General features: G+C 73.3%; 15 protein-coding genes. 11 read left to right on the plus strand and 4 right to left on the minus strand.

Features of this window, described 5'->3' with window-relative positions; translation table 11 throughout:
* Positions 1 to 76 precede the first annotated feature (76 nt).
* On the plus strand, positions 77 to 1,222 hold the full coding sequence (gene rlmN / locus ACQP12_RS07240) for a 23S rRNA (adenine(2503)-C(2))-methyltransferase RlmN (RefSeq protein ID WP_433286046.1): 1,146 nt from the start codon (positions 77 to 79) through the stop codon (positions 1,220 to 1,222).
* Between the two features lie 29 nt (positions 1,223 to 1,251).
* A complete protein-coding gene (locus tag ACQP12_RS07245; protein ID WP_433286048.1) occupies positions 1,252 to 2,352 on the plus strand; it encodes a DivIVA domain-containing protein in 1,101 nt (366 codons plus the stop codon).
* 75 nt (positions 2,353 to 2,427) lie between these two features.
* Here ACQP12_RS07245 and ACQP12_RS07250 read toward each other — a convergent pair whose 3' ends face one another.
* Positions 2,428 to 2,652, minus strand: a complete 225-nt coding sequence (locus ACQP12_RS07250; protein ID WP_091268655.1) for a DUF2631 domain-containing protein — start codon at positions 2,650 to 2,652, stop codon at positions 2,428 to 2,430.
* A 92-nt stretch (positions 2,653 to 2,744) separates the two neighbouring features.
* Here ACQP12_RS07250 and ACQP12_RS07255 point away from each other — a divergent pair, with 92 nt between their 5' ends.
* The 3 genes from ACQP12_RS07255 to ACQP12_RS07265 all read left to right on the plus strand — a co-directional run bounded on the left by ACQP12_RS07255 (position 2,745) and on the right by ACQP12_RS07265 (position 6,068).
* Positions 2,745 to 3,602 (plus strand): hypothetical protein, encoded by an 858-nt coding sequence (locus ACQP12_RS07255; RefSeq protein WP_433286050.1) that lies wholly within the window; start codon positions 2,745 to 2,747, stop codon positions 3,600 to 3,602.
* A 125-nt stretch (positions 3,603 to 3,727) separates the two neighbouring features.
* Positions 3,728 to 5,308, plus strand: a complete 1,581-nt coding sequence (locus tag ACQP12_RS07260; RefSeq protein WP_357937346.1) for a Rieske 2Fe-2S domain-containing protein — start codon at positions 3,728 to 3,730, stop codon at positions 5,306 to 5,308.
* 106 nt (positions 5,309 to 5,414) lie between these two features.
* On the plus strand, positions 5,415 to 6,068 hold the full coding sequence (locus ACQP12_RS07265; protein WP_433289157.1) for a TMEM175 family protein: 654 nt from the start codon (positions 5,415 to 5,417) through the stop codon (positions 6,066 to 6,068).
* On the opposite strand, the gene ACQP12_RS07270 is transcribed toward ACQP12_RS07265, so the two are convergent.
* Together ACQP12_RS07270 and ACQP12_RS07275 are read right to left on the minus strand one after the other, a co-directional pair.
* Positions 6,049 to 7,650 (minus strand): phytoene desaturase family protein, encoded by a 1,602-nt coding sequence (locus ACQP12_RS07270; protein WP_433286052.1) that lies wholly within the window; start codon positions 7,648 to 7,650, stop codon positions 6,049 to 6,051. The two genes, ACQP12_RS07265 and ACQP12_RS07270, sit on opposite strands and share 20 nt — an antisense overlap.
* 182 nt (positions 7,651 to 7,832) lie before the next feature.
* Positions 7,833 to 8,675 carry a YhjD/YihY/BrkB family envelope integrity protein gene (locus ACQP12_RS07275; RefSeq protein WP_357937342.1) on the minus strand — a complete coding sequence of 281 codons (843 nt, stop codon included), beginning with the start codon at positions 8,673 to 8,675 and terminating at the stop codon, positions 7,833 to 7,835.
* A 50-nt stretch (positions 8,676 to 8,725) separates the two neighbouring features.
* On the opposite strand from ACQP12_RS07275, the gene ACQP12_RS07280 reads away from it, so the two are divergent.
* From ACQP12_RS07280 to ispG, 5 genes are all read left to right on the plus strand, one after another.
* Positions 8,726 to 9,268: a GNAT family N-acetyltransferase gene (locus ACQP12_RS07280; RefSeq protein ID WP_433286054.1), complete on the plus strand. Its 543-nt coding sequence runs from the start codon at positions 8,726 to 8,728 to the stop codon at positions 9,266 to 9,268.
* A gap of 35 nt (positions 9,269 to 9,303) precedes the next feature.
* On the plus strand, positions 9,304 to 9,816 hold the full coding sequence (locus tag ACQP12_RS07285) for a YcxB family protein (protein WP_357937338.1): 513 nt from the start codon (positions 9,304 to 9,306) through the stop codon (positions 9,814 to 9,816).
* Between the two features lie 133 nt (positions 9,817 to 9,949).
* Positions 9,950 to 11,161 (plus strand): 1-deoxy-D-xylulose-5-phosphate reductoisomerase, encoded by a 1,212-nt coding sequence (dxr, locus tag ACQP12_RS07290; RefSeq protein ID WP_433286057.1) that lies wholly within the window; start codon positions 9,950 to 9,952, stop codon positions 11,159 to 11,161.
* Complete coding sequence (locus tag ACQP12_RS07295) at positions 11,161 to 12,408, plus strand: M50 family metallopeptidase (RefSeq protein WP_433286059.1); 1,248 nt, start codon at positions 11,161 to 11,163, stop codon at positions 12,406 to 12,408. Before dxr ends, ACQP12_RS07295 begins: the two co-directional genes overlap by 1 nt.
* Before the next feature lie 9 nt (positions 12,409 to 12,417).
* Positions 12,418 to 13,593: a flavodoxin-dependent (E)-4-hydroxy-3-methylbut-2-enyl-diphosphate synthase gene (gene ispG / locus ACQP12_RS07300; protein WP_357937333.1), complete on the plus strand. Its 1,176-nt coding sequence runs from the start codon at positions 12,418 to 12,420 to the stop codon at positions 13,591 to 13,593.
* A 60-nt stretch (positions 13,594 to 13,653) separates the two neighbouring features.
* On the opposite strand, the gene ACQP12_RS07305 is transcribed toward ispG, so the two are convergent.
* A complete protein-coding gene (locus tag ACQP12_RS07305; protein WP_433286061.1) occupies positions 13,654 to 14,340 on the minus strand; it encodes a winged helix-turn-helix transcriptional regulator in 687 nt (228 codons plus the stop codon).
* A gap of 126 nt (positions 14,341 to 14,466) precedes the next feature.
* Here ACQP12_RS07305 and ACQP12_RS07310 point away from each other — a divergent pair, with 126 nt between their 5' ends.
* Entirely contained in the window at positions 14,467 to 15,288 is an 822-nt protein-coding gene (locus ACQP12_RS07310; RefSeq protein WP_433286063.1) for a class I SAM-dependent methyltransferase, read from the plus strand.
* The last annotated feature ends 35 nt before the right edge of the window (positions 15,289 to 15,323 follow it).

The following is a 15,323-nucleotide window of genomic DNA, read 5'->3' on the forward strand; positions in this document are numbered from 1 at the left end:
CGGCCGGCCGGCCGGTGCCGATTCGGCACGCACGGACAGGTGCGTCCCCCGTTCGGCGTGTCAGACTGGACGCGCCATGACGAGCCTCCCACTGATTTCCGTAGACCCCGACGCCCGCGGCCGCCGGCCCGCGATGCCACCCCGTCACCTCGCCGACCTGGACCTGCCGGGCCGGCAGGCGCTCGTCACCGAGCTGGGTGAGCCGGCGTTCCGCGCCAAGCAGGTCTCGAACCACTACTTCGGCCGTCTGGTCCGCGACCCGGCGCGGATGACCGACCTACCGGCGGCGACCCGTGAGCGGCTGGCGGGCACGCTGCTGCCCACCCTGCTCAACCCCGTACGCGAGATGGCCTGCGACGACGGCGCCACGCGCAAGGCGCTCTGGCGGCTGCACGACGGCTCGCTGGTCGAGAGCGTGCTGATGGGCTACCCGGACCGGGTCACGGTCTGCATCTCCAGCCAGGCGGGCTGCGGCATGGCCTGCCCGTTCTGCGCCACCGGCCAGGCCGGGCTGACCCGGAACCTCTCCACCGCCGAGATCGTCGACCAGGCCGTCTACCTGGCCGGGGTGGCCGCCTCGGGGGCGGTGGCGGGTTCGCCGCCGCGCCTGTCGCACGTGGTGTTCATGGGCATGGGCGAGCCGCTGGCCAACTACGCCCGGGTGGTGGCGGCGATCCGCCGGCTGGTCGCCCCGGCGCCGGAGGGCCTCGGCCTGTCCCAGCGGCACATCACCGTTTCCACGGTCGGCCTGGTTCCGGCCATCCGCCGACTGGCCAGCGAAGACCTCTCAGTGACCCTTGCGTTGTCGCTGCACGCCCCCGATGATGAGCTGCGCGACGAACTCGTGCCGGTCAACCAGCGCTGGAAGGTGTCCGAGGTGCTGGACGCGGCGTGGGACTACGCGGACACGACGGGGCGTCGCGTGTCCATCGAATACGCGATGATCAAGGACGTGAACGACCAGCCGTGGAGAGCCGATCTGCTCGGGCGGCTGCTGGCCGGCAAGCTGGCCCACGTGAACCTGATCCCGCTCAACCCGACTCCGGGCAGCCGCTGGGACGCCAGCCCGAAGCCGGTCGAGCGGGAGTTCGTCCGGCGGTTGCGCGACGCCGGGGTGTCCACCACGGTGCGGGACACCCGGGGTCGCGAGATCGACGGGGCGTGTGGGCAGCTCGCCGCCGCCGAGGACAGGGACAGCGACCCACGCGCCGCAACGGCGTGACGGCGTAGCGGTAGAGACCAGGAGACATAGTGGCGAGTCAGGGTCAGCGTTTCCGGCGTAAGGCGCTCCGCCGGGGATACAAGGTCGACGAGGTGGACGCCTTCCTCGATCGGGTGGAGGCGACACTCGCCGGCCAGCCGGTCGGCGCGCCCGTGGCCTCCCAGGAGGTCCACGACGTCGTCTTCCGGGTCCGCTTCAACGGCTACGACGAGTGGCAGGTCGACCTGCACCTCGACCGGGTCGAGCGGCAGCTCGCCGAGCTGGAGGAGCGCGGCGGCGCCCCCGGCGGGCGGGGTGGCGACCCCCGGATGGCCGACCGGCTCGGCCCGCCGATGCGCGACGACCGTGGCCTCTCGCCCGTGCCGCAGCCCCCGATGCCGCCCCGGCCGATGCCCGCGCAGGCCGGCCCGCCCGCCGACCGCTACGGCAACCGCTACGACGAGCCGACCGGCGCCTTCGCCGGCGGTTACGACGGCCCGCGCGGCGGCTACGACGCGCCCCGGGGCCCGGGCGGTCCCGGCCCGATGGGTCCGGGCGCCCCGATGGGGCACGGCGGCCCGCCCTCCCGTGGCCTGCCGCCCGGCCCGAGCGGCTACGGCCAGGACGAGCGCTTCGACGGCTTCGAGGCCGGCCGGCACGGCCACGCCGACATGACCGCCGAGTTCCGGATGCCGGAGCGGGACATGCGCGACCCGCGCGGTCGTGGCCCGGCCGGCCCGCCGCAGCTGCCGCAACAGGGCTACGGCCCGGACCAGGGCTACGGTGCCCCCGACCAGGGCTACGGTGGCCCGGACCAGGGCTACGGCGGCGGCCCGGGGATGTCCGGCCCGCCCATGGCCGGTCCGCCGATGGTGGGCCCGCCGATGGCCGGCCCGCCCGGCAGCGACCTCTACCGCGTGGACCAGATCCGCCGCAGCTTCCAGGTGCGCCGCTTCGGCAGCGGCTACGACCCGGACCAGGTCGACCGGTTCTTCGAGACCCTGCTCGGTGGCATGCAGGGCCGCAACCCGATGCCGGTGAACCCGAAGGACCTGGACACCCTGCGCTTCGGGCTGGTGCCCGGCGGCTACTTCGAGGCCGAGGTCGACGCCGCGCTCAAGGACGTGCAGGACATCCTGCTCGGCCGCTGAGCCCCCGCACGACGACGAAGGGCCCGCCCCCGATCGGGGGCGGGCCCTTTCGCGTACGGGTCGAGCGCGTGTGGGTCAGGACCGCAGGCCGTTGCGGCGCAGCACCGCGTCGCCGATGACGATGGCCAGCAGCAGCGCCGCGAGCCCGAACAGCCAGATGTTCTCCACGTTGCCCTCGTGGTTGCCGCAGAGCGCCATGACCACCAACACCACCGCCGAGAGCACCGCGCCGATCCGCCCCGACTTGCGGTGCCCCGGCCGGTGCTGGTCGGGCGCGGTTACCGGCTCACTTCCTGCCACTGTCGGTCCTTCCCTCGCGATCGGATCTCCGGTTAGTCTGGCACGCCCCGTGGCGGCGCCGGTGCGGGGTCCGACCTGATGGTGGGGGAGACATGACCCGCGAGGACGACCGCGAGCTGTACAAGCGGGCCCAGCAGGCGTGGGACGCCGAGGACTGGCCGATCGCCGGCGAGCTGTGGGAGCGCCTGGCCCGCCGGTACCCGGACCTCCCCGCGGCCGAGTCGTGGTGGTACAACGCCGCGCTGGCGTACAAGTTCCTGCGGAACTGGGCCAAGGCGTACGAGCTGGGGCGGGAGGCGGCCGCCCGCTCGACGCCCGGTAGCGAGGACCCGGCGTTCTGGAACCTGGGCATCGCGGCGACGATCGTGGAGGACTGGGCGACGGCGCGGCAGGCCTGGTCGGGGTACGGGCTGGACATCCCGGACGGTGCGGGCGAGATCGAGGCGGACTTCGGCGTCACGCCGATCCGGCTCAGCGGCGGCGAGGTGGTCTGGGCCCGGCGGCTCTGCCCCACCCGGGCCCGCGTGCTGAACGTGCCGACGCCCGGTTCCGGGCGCCGGTTCGGCGAGGTCGTGGTGCACGACGGTGCGCCCAACGGCGAGCGGGCGGTCGACGGGCGGACGTACCCGGTCTTCGACGAGCTGCTGCTGTTCCGGGCCTCGGAGCTGCCGACCACCACCGTCGAGGTGGCCGCCGCTACGCCGGAGGACGTCCGCGCGCTGGCCGCGCTCTTCGACGAGCACGGGTACGCGGCGGAGCCGGCCAGCGGCGTACGGGCCCTGTGTGCCTGCTGCAGCGAGGGGACCGTGCACCAGGACCGCGACCACCAGGTCGCCGGCGGTCAGCGGGTACACCTCGGGGCGCCGGTGGACCGTATCGCCGGGCTGATGGACGCCTGGTGCGCGTCGGCCCCGCAGCGGCGGACCTGGACCGGAGTGGTCGAGGGCTGACGCCGCCGGCCCGTTGGACCCGGCCGGCGGGGGCGGAAGGTCACTACCGGCGTCGCGGGACGGCGACCACACTGCCTCCGGTAGCGTCTTGACGTACGCCTGATGCCTTTTTGAGGGGGACTACGGTGCGAGTGACCGGTACGGGCCATGCCAGCATGCGGATCGACACGGCCGCGGGCAGCATCCTGTGCGACCCGTGGGTCAATCCCGCCTACTTCGCCTCCTGGTTCCCCTTCCCGGACAACTCCCAGCTCGACTGGGCGACCCTGGGCCAGTGCGACTACCTCTACGTGTCGCACCTGCACCGGGACCACTTCGACGCCAGGCACCTGCGCGACCACATCTCCAAGGACGCCACCGTCCTGCTGCCCGAGTTCCCCACCTCGGAGATGGAGGACGAGCTGCGGGAGCTGGGCTTCACGAAGTTCCTCAAGGCCCCGAACGAGCAGGTCGTGGAGCTGCCCGGCGGCCTGAAGATCATGATTCAGGCGCTGACCAGCCCGACCGACGGCCCGATCGGCGACTCGTCGCTCTGGGTGGAGTACGACGGGGTCCGGCTGCTCAACCAGAACGACGCCCGCCCCACCGACCTGACCGTCTTCGCCGAGCTGGGCCACGTGCACGCGCACCTGCTCCAGTTCTCCGGCGCGATCTGGTACCCGATGGTCTACGAGCTGCCGCAGGCGGCGAAGACCGCGTTCGGGAAGCAGAAGCGGGAGCGGCAGTTCGACCGCACCTGGCGCTACATCGACGACCTGAAGGCCGACCACGTCTTCCCGATCGCCGGCCCGCCCTGCTTCCTCGACGACGAGCTGTTCCAGTTCAACGACGTGTTCGGCGACGAGGGGAACATCTTCCCCGACCAGTCGGTGTTCCTGTCCGAGTACGCCAAGGTCGGCGGAACCAACGGCATCGTCCTGCTGCCGGGCAGCGTCGCGGAGGTGACCACCGACGGCGCGACCACCACCCACCCGGTGCCGGTCGAGGAGTTCTTCGCGAACAAGCGGGCCCACCTGGAGGAGATGCGGGAGCGCAAGCGCCCGATCATCGAGGCGGAGAAGGCGTCCTGGCGGCACCCCGAGGTCGACGTGCTCGGTGAGATGAAGCGCCGGATCGAGCCGCTGCTGGACGAGTCGATCTACCTGGCCAAGGGTGTCGGCGGGCCGGTCCGGTTCGACCTGGTCGGGTACGACGGCGAGAGCGTCGAGTCGATCGTGGTGGACTTCCCGGGCAAGGAGGTCCGGCCGTACGCGGACGAGAAGGTCCGCTACCGGTTCCGCACCGAGCGGGCGCTGATCGAGCACCTGCTGCACATCGGCGAGGTGGACTGGGTCAACTCGCTCTTCCTCTCCTGCCGGTTCTCGGCGGCCCGGATCGGCCAGTACAACGAGTTCGTCTACGCGTTCTTCAAGTGCTTGTCGGAGGAGCGCCTCCAGTACGCCGAGGGCTGGTACGACGAGCACGAGCGGGCCGTCGACGCCGAGGACATCACCCTCGACGGCTGGGTGGTGCAGCGCCGCTGCCCGCACCTGAAGGCGGACCTGAGCCGGTTCGGCATCGTCGAGGGCGACCAGCTCACCTGCCAGTTGCACGGGTGGAAGTTCGACATGGCGAGCGGCCGCTGCCTGACCAGCGTCGGCCACAAGATCCGCGCGCACCGCGCCGACGCGGAGACCCCCGCCCCCGCCGGCGAGGCGATCAGCTGAGTTTCCGCCCGCCCGCCGCCCCCGCCGGGTGACCATCAGGTCGGAAGGGGGCGGCGTGGCGGACGGCGCGGGCGGGAGCGGGTACCGGTTCGGGCGCGACCGGGAGATGACCCGGGACGCCTCCCGGGTGGAGACGTTCAGCGACGGTGTCTTCGCCGTCGTGCTGACCGTGATGGCCGTCGAGCTGCTGCAGAACGGCCCGGCCCGGGACCCCGGGAAGGAGCTCCCCGACGCCCTCGTCCAGGCCTGGCCGACCTACCTGGCGTACGTGATCACCTTCCTGATCGCCGGCCAGATCTGGCTCGGCCATCACAACATGTGGCGGTACGTGGTCCGGGTCGACCAGGTGCTGCTCATGTTCAACCTGCTCGTGCTGCTCTTCGTGGCGGCGATCCCGTTCACCGCCGACCTGCTGGCGGACAACCTGCGCGGCAGCGACACCGAGCAGCGGCTGACCGCCGCCCTCTACCTCGGCACCGTGCTGGGCGAGTCGCTCTTCTTCAACCTGAGCTGGTGGTGGGCCCGCCGGCACCGGCTGCTCCACCCGGACCTGGATCCGCAACTGGCCCGGGCGGTCTCCCGGCGGCTGGTGGTGCGCCCGCTGCTCTACACGATCGCCTTCGCCTTCGTCTTCGTCGACCCGATCGTCAGCCTGCTCCTCTACCTGCTGCTGCTCGTGGGCCTCTCCCTCGTCCGCCGCCCCGGCGACCTGCCCCGCGCCGCCGAGGCCGGCGGTGCGGTCAGCGACCGAGGTCGCTGAGGATGCGCTGGGCGGCGTTGTGCCCGGCCGCGCCGATCACGCTGCCGGCCGGGTGGCAGCCGGCGCTGCCCGCGTAGACGCCGTCGACCCCGGTGGCGTAGGGCATCCGGTCGGTGAACGAGACGGTGTTGTCGACGTGGTGGATGTGCCCGCCGGTGATGCCGAAGTGTGCCTCGATGCCCGGCGGGGGCAGGGGCACCGCGTCGGCGATCAGGTCGCGGGTGCCCGGCGCGTACCGCTCGCAGATGTCGAGCAGCCGGTCGACGTAGCCGGGCAGCGCCGCGTCCCAGGTGGTGCCGGCCAGCTCGTAGGGGACCGACTGGACGAAGAGCGCCGACGAGTGGTGCCCGGCGCCGTCGGAGAGCGACGGGTCGACGGTGGTGTGCAGGTACCACTCGATGGTGGGCTCCTCGGGCAGCCGGCCGGCCTGCACGTCCGCCCACATGCCGCGCAGCGCGGCCATGGGCGCCTCGCCGCCGGCGCCGACCAGCGAGGCCGACCCGGGGAGCAGGTGGATGGTGGACCCGAACGGGCTCGGCGCGTCCGCCGGCAGGCAGGAGAAGCGGGGCAGACCGGTGAGCGCCAGGTTGAGCTTGAGCGTCGTGCCGGGCCGGCGGACCGCCGCCATCCGCGCGCCCAGCTCCGCCGGGAGCGCGCCGTCGGGCAGCAGCTCCATCAACCGGTACGGGTCGCAGGCGCCGAGCACCACGGAGGCGGCCACCTCCCGCCCGTCGGCCAGCACCACCCCGCCCGCCGCGCCGCCGTCGAGGGTGACGGCGGTGACGGGCGTGCCGGTGACGATGCGGGCGCCGGCCGCCCGGGCCGCGTCGGCGAAGGTCCGGGAGACGGTGCCCATCCCGCCCTGGGCGATCATCCAGGTGCCCTCCGAGCCGGGCAGCCGGCACATGTTGTGCACCAGGAAGTTGTGCCCGGTGCCCGGGTCGTCCGGCCCGGCGTTGAGCCCGGAGAGGCCGTCGGTGACCGCGTACATGCTGACCAGCAGCTCGGAGCGGAAGTCGAAGCGCGCCAGGTAGTCGGCGACCGAGCCGCGGACCAGGTCGACGAAGACCTTCCGGAGGGCGGGCCGGACGTACCGTTCGGCGGTGTCCTCCACCGGCAGCGGCTCGGCCAGCCAGGCCGGCGCCAGGTCCTCCCGCAGCTGGGCCAGCTCGGCCTGGAGCGCGTCGTCGGCGGCCACGTCGGCGGGCGAGAAGAACTCGGCGAGCTGCCGCCGCGTGCTCGCCGTGTCGCTGCCGAAGAGCAGGTACGGGGAGCCGAGCCCGCCGGGGGTGGGCAGGAAGTAGTGCGGGTCGCGGCGCAGCACCGGGATCGTCACGTCGAGGGTGGCGAGCAGTTCCGGTGGCATCAGCCCGAGCAGGTAGGACCCGGTGGAGTGCCGCAGCCCGGGCACCTTGGGGAACGGGTTCTCGGTGCGGGTGGCCCCGCCGATCACCTCGGCCGCCTCCAACACCAGCACGTCGAGGCCGGCGCGGGCCAGCAGGATCGCCGAGACCAGACCGTTGTGCCCGGAGCCGACCACGACGACGTCGGCGCGGGACGGCAGCTCACTCGCTTCGCTCATGCCCGGGCAGCCTAGCGGCGCGGGGCCCGGTCCGGGGAGAGGTCGGCGGGCGGAGCCGCGCCTCGCGCGCCGAGTCGGGCCGCCGCGGCCTCCGGCGGACCGGCCCCGGCAGGCTCGGCCCGGCAGGCCCCGCGCCGGCAGGCTGGCCCGGCAGGCTGGCCCCGGCGGGCTGGCCCCGGCGGTCAGGCGCGGGCGGCCGCCCGGGTGGCCCGCCAGCGGGAGAGCGCCAGGGTGGCCGAGTAGCCGGCCAGCACGATCACGTGGAACAGGTAGAGCCAGAGCAGCACGGCCACCCCGCCGCCGATCTCGTCGAACCCGCCGAACGGGGCTCCCAGGTCCAGCGGCAGCGAGCAGAACAGCACGAACCCGTGCAGGAACCCGGACAGGTTCGCCGCGGTGAACGAGCCCAGGCCCAGCGTGGCGAGCCAGTCCGGGGCGGCCGGCCCGACCACCCGGAACACCCACACCAGGACCGGGGTGAGCACCAGCCAGGTGGCCAGGAAGGACAGCACCACACCCAGCGCCCCGAGCCAGCCGCCCTGCTTGACCAGGTGGGTGGTGAGCGGCAGCGCCAGCAGCACCGACAGCAGCAGTGCCGGGGCCGGGGCGAGCAGGGGGAGCAGCAGCAGCCGCCCGCGCCAGCCGACCAGGGTCCCCGCCTGGCCGGGCGGGGTGGCGACCGAGACGAACGCCCGGCGCAGCCCCTCGCCGTAGAGCGACGCCGGCAGCAGCGAGGCCAGCGCCAGCAGCGGGGTCAGCCCCAACCCGGCCTCCACGAGCGCGGCCACCGCCCGGTTGGCGCCGATGTCGGTGGGCAGCGTGTCGATGGCGTACGACGTGAGCCGGCGCACCCGACCGTCCCCGGCCACCAGCCCGGTGAGCCAGATCGCCAGCAGCGCCACCGGCACCACGGCGATCGCCCCGTAGAACGTGATCGCGGCGGCGTGCAGCGAGAGGTCCCGCCCGCGTACCGGCCGGAACGCCACGCCGGTGATCCGCTTCGCCCGCTGCCACCCCGCACCCATCGCCATCCTGTTCCCCGTGGGACGCCTCGGCACGCATTACGATCCCGCGTGTGATCACCTCGACCGAGCGGCTGGTGGTCCGGGACTGGACGGCGTCGCCGGACGACCTGGCCCGGATCTACGACATCTACTCCCGGGAGGAGGTGATGCGCTGGCTGGGCGGCGGCGCGGGGCGGATGACCGACCCGGCCGAGGCCCTCGAGCGCGTGCACTCCTGGCGCGAGCGCTACGCGCCGTACGACGGCCGCTGGGGCCTCTGGGCCATCGAGCCGCGTGGGGCCGGCGGGGCGGTCGGCAGCGTCCTGCTGAAGCCGCTGCCCGGCCGCGACGGGGTCACGCCCACCGACGACATCGAGGTCGGTTGGCACCTGCACCCCGACGCGCAGGGGCACGGCTACGCCACCGAGGCGGCCCGGGCCGTGCTTGAGCGCGAGTTCGCCGCCGGCACCCGGCAGGTCCACGCCGTGGTGATGGCCGGCAACGAGCCGTCGATGGCGGTGGCCCGGCGACTGGGCATGACCCACGTCGGCACCCGCACCGACTGGTACGGCGGCGCCGAACTGGAAACCTTCGTCCTGGCCAGCCCGGCGTAGCCGTTCGGCGGCCGACGGACGTATCGTCTCCGCTCGTGTTGATCACCTTTACGGCGCAGCCAGACCGGAAGCTGTTCGGCGTCGCGCTGCGCCGAGCCTTCCGCCGCACCCTGATCGTGTTGTGGCTCTGCCCCGGCGTGTCGGCGCTGGTGGCCCTCCTGGCGTGGTCCGGGGGTGACACCGCCGGGGTGGTGGTCGCGAGTGCCGCCGCCGTCGCGCTCGCGCTGGTCGCCTGGTGGGCCGGCCGCCGGACGGTCAGCATCAACTGGAAGCTCTACGGCCGCCCCATCGTCTGGACTGTCGGCGACGAGGGGGTGCGCTACGACGGCGAACTGGTGGACTGCCTGGTGCGCTGGCCCGCCGTGGAAGGGGTCGAGCCTGTCCCGTACCACCTGATCTTCCGGATCGGCCGGCACCAGGTGCTCCCCGCCCGGGTCGACGGGCTGGACGCGGAGCAGCGCGACGGCCTGCTCGCCTTCCTGCACGCCCGGGGCCTGCTCGGCCAGCCGGCGGAGGAGGCCGCCCGTCGCCTCGCCCTCGCCCGCTAGAGCACGCCGAATCTTGGCGACCTACCGTTCGCCACGAACGGAAAGTCGCCAAGATCCGCGCCGTCGACGACAGATGGGGCGGGGGAGTGAGGCTCCCAGCGGGCGCTCAGGAGGGCTGGGGAAGAATGGGCGGGTGACGTCTCCCCGCGCCCTCGTCCTGCTCGGCTCGACCGGGTCGGTCGGCACCCAGGCCATCGACATCGTCCGGCGTAACCCGGACCGGTTCCGGGTGGTGGCCCTCGGCGCCGGCGGCGGCAACGTGGAGCTGCTCGCCGCGCAGGCCCTGGAGCTGGAGGTGGAGGCGGTCGGGGTGGCCCGGGCGTCCGCCGCCCAGGACCTCCAGCTCGCGTTCTACGCCGAGGCGAGCCGGCGCGGCTGGGCCACGGGCGACTTCAAGCTTCCCAAGATCGTGGCCGGGCCGGACGCGATGACCGAGCTGGCCGGGTGGCCCTGCGACGTGGTTCTCAACGGGGTGGTCGGCTCGCTGGGGCTCGCGCCGACCCTCGCGGCGCTGCGCGCCGGGCGTACCCTCGCCCTGGCCAACAAGGAGTCCCTCGTCGCCGGCGGCCCGCTGGTCCGGGCCGCGGTGGCGCGGCCGGGGCAGATCGTTCCCGTCGACTCCGAGCACTCGGCGCTGGCGCAGTGCCTGCGCGGGGGCGCCCGGGGCGAGGTGCGCCGGCTCGTGGTGACCGCCAGCGGCGGGCCGTTCCGGGGCCGCCGGCGCGACGAGTTGACCGAGGTCACGCCGGAGCAGGCGCTGGCACACCCCACCTGGAACATGGGGCCCGTGGTGACGATCAACTCCGCCACCATGGTCAACAAGGCCCTTGAGGTGATCGAGGCGCACGAGCTGTTCGACGTGCCCTACGCCGACATCGAAGTGATGGTCCACCCGCAGTCGGTGATCCACTCGATGGTCGAGTTCACCGACGGCTCCACCCTCGCCCAGGCCAGCCCGCCCGACATGCGGCTGCCCATCGCCCTCGGCCTCGGCTGGCCGGACCGGGTGCCCGGTGCCGCCGCCGCGGTCGACTGGACGAAGGCCCACAGCTGGGAGTTCTTCCCGCTCGACGACGCCGCGTTCCCGGCGGTCGCCCTCGCGAAGGCGGCCGGCGAGGCCGGGCGGTGCCGGCCGGCGATCTACAACGCGGCCAACGAGGAGTGCGTTGCGGCCTTCGTGGCCGGGCGGCTGCCCTTCCTGGGCATCGTCGACACCCTGGAACGGGTGTTGGAGGACGCTCCGGACTTCGACGAACCAGGTACCGTCGAGGACGTGCTCGCCGCCGAGTCGTGGGCACGGGGGCACGCCCAGGCGATCATCGCCGGGTCGCTGGAAGGAGCTTGATGAGTTACCTGCTCGGGGTGGCGCTGTTTGCCCTGGCGATCCTCATCTCGGTGAGCCTGCACGAGGCGGGGCACATGCTCACCGCCAAGGCGTTCGGGATGAAGGTGACCCGCTACTTCGTCGGTTTCGGGCCGACGCTCTGGTCGTTCAAGCGGGGCGAGACCGAGTACGGCGTCAAGGGCATCCCGCTCGGCGGCTTCTGCAAGATCGTCGGAATGACCCCGCAGGACGACGACGTCGAACCGGGGGACGAGAAGCGCGCCATGTGGCGCTACCCGGTGTGGAAGCGGACGATCGTGATGTCCGCGGGCTCCATCACCCACTTCGCCCTGGCCCTCGTCACCCTCTGGATCCTCGCGGTCTCCGCCGGCCTGCCCAACCCGGAGTTCCCGAACACCGAGGACGGCTTCAAGGCCGAGCCGGCCGTGATCGCCCTGGCCCCGTGCGTGGTGGTGGAGAACGCGGCCCGGGCCTGCCAGGCAGGTGACCCGGCCAGCCCGGCCTCGAAGGCCCAGCTCCAGGACGGCGACCGCATCACCGCCGTCAACGGCCGCCCGGTCTCCACCTGGGGCGACATGCTGGACGTGGTCCGCGCCACCAAGCCCGGCGCGGCCACCGTCGACTACGTGCGCGACGGCCGGCCGGCCACCGCCACGGTCGACCTGGCCGCCGTGCAGCGCCCGCCGCTGGGCGACCCGAAGGGCGCCACCTCGGCGGTGTCCGCCCTCGGCGTCGCGCTCCGGCCGACCACCCCCACCCGGGTCGAGTACGGTCCGGTCGCCGCGTTCGGCGCGACCGCCGACTTCACCGGCAACATGGCGGTGCAGACCCTGCACGCCATGCAGCGGATCCCGCAGAAGGTCCCCGCCCTGTGGACCGCGGTCACCGGCGGCGAGCGGGACGTGGACACCCCGATCAGCGTGGTCGGCGCCAGCCGGCTCGGTGGCGAGGCCGTGGAGAACAACGCCTGGCTGGTGTTCTTCATGCTCTTCGTCTCGCTGAACTTCTTCATCGGCGTGTTCAACCTGCTGCCGCTGCTCCCGCTGGACGGCGGGCACATCGCCATCGCCTGGTTCGAGCGGGTCCGCTCCTGGCTCTACGCGCGGATCGGCCGGGCCGACCCGGGCCGCGTCGACTACCTGAAACTCATGCCCCTCACGTACGCGGTGATCCTCGTCGGTGGCGTGTTCACGCTGCTGACCGTCACCGCGGACGTCGTCAACCCGATCACGCTCTTCTCAAGGTGAGTGCCTGAAGTGACCGCTGTCAGTCTCGGTATGCCCCCCGTGCCGCCGCCGCCGCTCGCCCCGCGCCGGGCCAGCCGCCAGATCATGGTCGGTTCGGTGCCGGTCGGTGGGGGCGCGCCGGTCTCGGTGCAGTCCATGACCACCACCCTGACCGCCGACGTGAACGCCACCCTCCAGCAGATCGCCGAGCTGACCGCGTCCGGCTGCCAGATCGTCCGGGTGGCGGTGCCCTCCCAGGACGACGTCGAGGCGCTGCCGGCGATCGCCAGGAAGTCGCAGATCCCGGTGATCGCCGACATCCACTTCCAGCCGAAGTACGTCTTCGCGGCGATCGACGCCGGCTGCGCCGCGGTCCGGGTGAACCCGGGCAACATCCGGCAGTTCGACGACAAGGTCAAGGAGATCGCCCGGGCGGCCGGCGACGCGGGCGTGCCGATCCGGATCGGCGTGAACGCCGGCTCGCTGGACAAGCGCCTCCTGGCCAAATACGGCAAGGCCACCGCCGAGGCGCTGGTCGAGTCGGCGCTCTGGGAGTGCTCGCTGTTCGAGGAGCACGGCTTCCGCGACATCAAGATCTCGGTCAAGCACAACGACCCGGTGGTGATGATCCGGGCGTACCGGCAGCTCGCCGAGCAGTGCGACTACCCGCTGCACCTGGGTGTCACCGAGGCCGGCCCGGCGTTCCAGGGCACCATCAAGTCCGCCGTGGCGTTCGGCGCGCTGCTCGCCGAGGGGATCGGCGACACCATCCGGGTCTCGCTCTCCGCCCCGCCGGTCGAGGAGATTAAGGTCGGCGCCGCGATCCTGGAGTCCCTGGGCCTGCGCGAGCGGGGCCTGGAGATCGTCTCCTGTCCGTCCTGCGGCCGCGCCCAGGTCGACGTCTACAAGCTGGCCGAGGAGGTCACCGCCGGCCTGGAGGGGCTGCCGGTGCCGCTGCGCGTGGCCGTCATGGGCTGCGTGGTGAACGGCCCGGGCGAGGCCCGCGAGGCCGACCTCGGTGTCGCCTCCGGCAACGGCAAGGGCCAGATCTTCGTCAAGGGCCAGGTGGTCAAGACCGTGCCCGAGAGCCAGATCGTGGAGACGCTGATCGAGGAGGCGCTGCGGATCGCCGACGAGATGGGCGCCGAGATCCCCGAGGAGCTGCGCGGCCTCGTTCCGGGCGGCGCCACGGTCACCGTGCACTGACGCACCGATCCACCGACGACGTGCGGCCGTTCCCACCCGGGGGCGGCCGCACGCGTCGTCTCAGGCCCGCGCCACCGCCCGGGGCACGGCGGCGAACTCGGAGAGCGTGAACCACCGGGGCAGGGCCCGGCGCAGCGCCTCCGGCCCCACCACCTCCACGGCGCCGCCGCGCAGCGCCGCGGGCCAGTCCAGGTCGCCCAGCCACACCTGGACCAGGGCGCGCAGGCTCGCGGTCACCGTCACGGCCACCTCGTGCCCGGGATCGACGTCGCAGACGTCGGCCTCCCCGGTGGCGATGACCAGCCACCAGTCGCGCAGCGCCGCCGGCACGTCCCGGAAGCGGAAGTGCACGACGGTACGCCCCGCCGGCACGGCGTCGTGGTCGACGTGCCGGTGCATGTCCCACAGCAGGAGCTTCGGGTCCAGGTCGGCGTCGCCCAGCTCACCGATCCAGCGCACCCCCCACGCGCCGAGCGCCTCGAGCACCGGCCGCAGCTCACGCCCGGCCTGGGTCGGGACGTAGCGCACGTCGGCGCCGTCGACGCGCCGCTCCACCACCCCGGCGCGGACGAGCTGGTGCAGCCGCCGGGACAGCAGGGTGGGCGACATCCGCGGCAGGCCCCGGCGCAGGTCGTTGAAGCGTTCGGACCCGCTCACCAGCTCCCGGACGACGAGCAGCGTCCAGCGCTCGTCGAGCAGCTCCATGGCCTTCGCGACGGGGCAGAACTGGTGGTAGGAGGCCCCCATGGCCGGGACGCTACGCCGGGGCCGACCGTGGGACCAGGAACCTGTCGGGAGCGGTACACATCTCGTACTGGGTGGCCGCTCCGCCGCTGCCTACCGTCCCCATCAGGACGAGTCGGAGGAGCGGAAATGATCGACGAGATGGAGCAGGACCGGGCCGTGAAGGCCGGGCACCGGCGGATGTGGGCGCTCGGCAGCTACGCCACGGTCGCCGCCGAGGTCATCCCCGAGCTGGGGGCGGCGCTGGTCGAGGCGGCCGGGGTGGGGCCGGGTGACCGGGTGCTGGACGTGGCCGCGGGCACCGGTAACGCGGCCGTTCCGGCGGCCCTGGCGGGGGCCGAGGTGGTGGCCAGCGACCTGACCCCGGAGCTGCTGGAGATCGGGCGGGCGTTGGCCGCGGAGCGTGGCGCGGAGCTGGACTGGCAGGAGGCCGACGCCGAGGCGCTGCCGTACGCCGACGGCGAGTTCGACCGGGTGCTGTCCTGTGTGGGGGTGATGTTCGCGCCCCGGCACCGGGCCGCCGCCGACGAACTGGTCCGGGTCTGCCGGCCGGGCGGCACGATCGGCCTGGTCAACTGGACTCCGGAGGGCTTCATCGGTCAGTTGTTCGCCACCATGAAGCCGTACGCGCCCCCGCCGCCGCCCGGCGCGCAGCCGCCGCCGCTGTGGGGCGACGAGGAGCACGTCCGCGCGCTGCTCGGTGACCGGGTGACCGATCTCGTGCTGCGCCGCGAGGTGGTCACCGTGGACCGGTTCGCCGCCCCGGAGGACTTCCGCGACTACTTCAAGGCCCACTACGGGCCGACGATCGCGGTGTACCGGGCCAACGCCGCGGACCCCGAGCGGGTGGCCGCGCTCGACCGGGACCTCGCCGACCTGGCCCGGCGGCACACCGAGGCCGGGGTGATGCGCTGGGAGTACCTGCTGGTCACCGCCCGCCGGCGCGGCTGACGGCGGCGCCGGCCGGGGTGGCGGTCCCGTGACCA

Origin of the sequence: Micromonospora sp. CA-244673 (genome assembly GCF_050948395.1) — a bacterium.
Classification (GTDB): domain Bacteria; phylum Actinomycetota; class Actinomycetes; order Mycobacteriales; family Micromonosporaceae; genus Micromonospora.

Coding starts and splice junctions, on each gene's coding strand:
- rlmN (WP_433286046.1), top strand. CDS start 77: ATGACGAGCCTCCCACTGATTTCCGTAGACCCCGACGCCCGCGGCCGC.
- ACQP12_RS07255 (WP_433286050.1), top strand. CDS start 2,745: ATGACCCGCGAGGACGACCGCGAGCTGTACAAGCGGGCCCAGCAGGCG.
- ACQP12_RS07265 (WP_433289157.1), top strand. CDS start 5,415: ATGACCCGGGACGCCTCCCGGGTGGAGACGTTCAGCGACGGTGTCTTC.
- ACQP12_RS07270 (WP_433286052.1), bottom strand. CDS start 7,650: ATGAGCGAAGCGAGTGAGCTGCCGTCCCGCGCCGACGTCGTCGTGGTC.
- ACQP12_RS07275 (WP_357937342.1), bottom strand. CDS start 8,675: ATGGGTGCGGGGTGGCAGCGGGCGAAGCGGATCACCGGCGTGGCGTTC.
- ACQP12_RS07295 (WP_433286059.1), top strand. CDS start 11,161: ATGAGTTACCTGCTCGGGGTGGCGCTGTTTGCCCTGGCGATCCTCATC.
- ACQP12_RS07305 (WP_433286061.1), bottom strand. CDS start 14,340: ATGGGGGCCTCCTACCACCAGTTCTGCCCCGTCGCGAAGGCCATGGAG.
- ACQP12_RS07310 (WP_433286063.1), top strand. CDS start 14,467: ATGATCGACGAGATGGAGCAGGACCGGGCCGTGAAGGCCGGGCACCGG.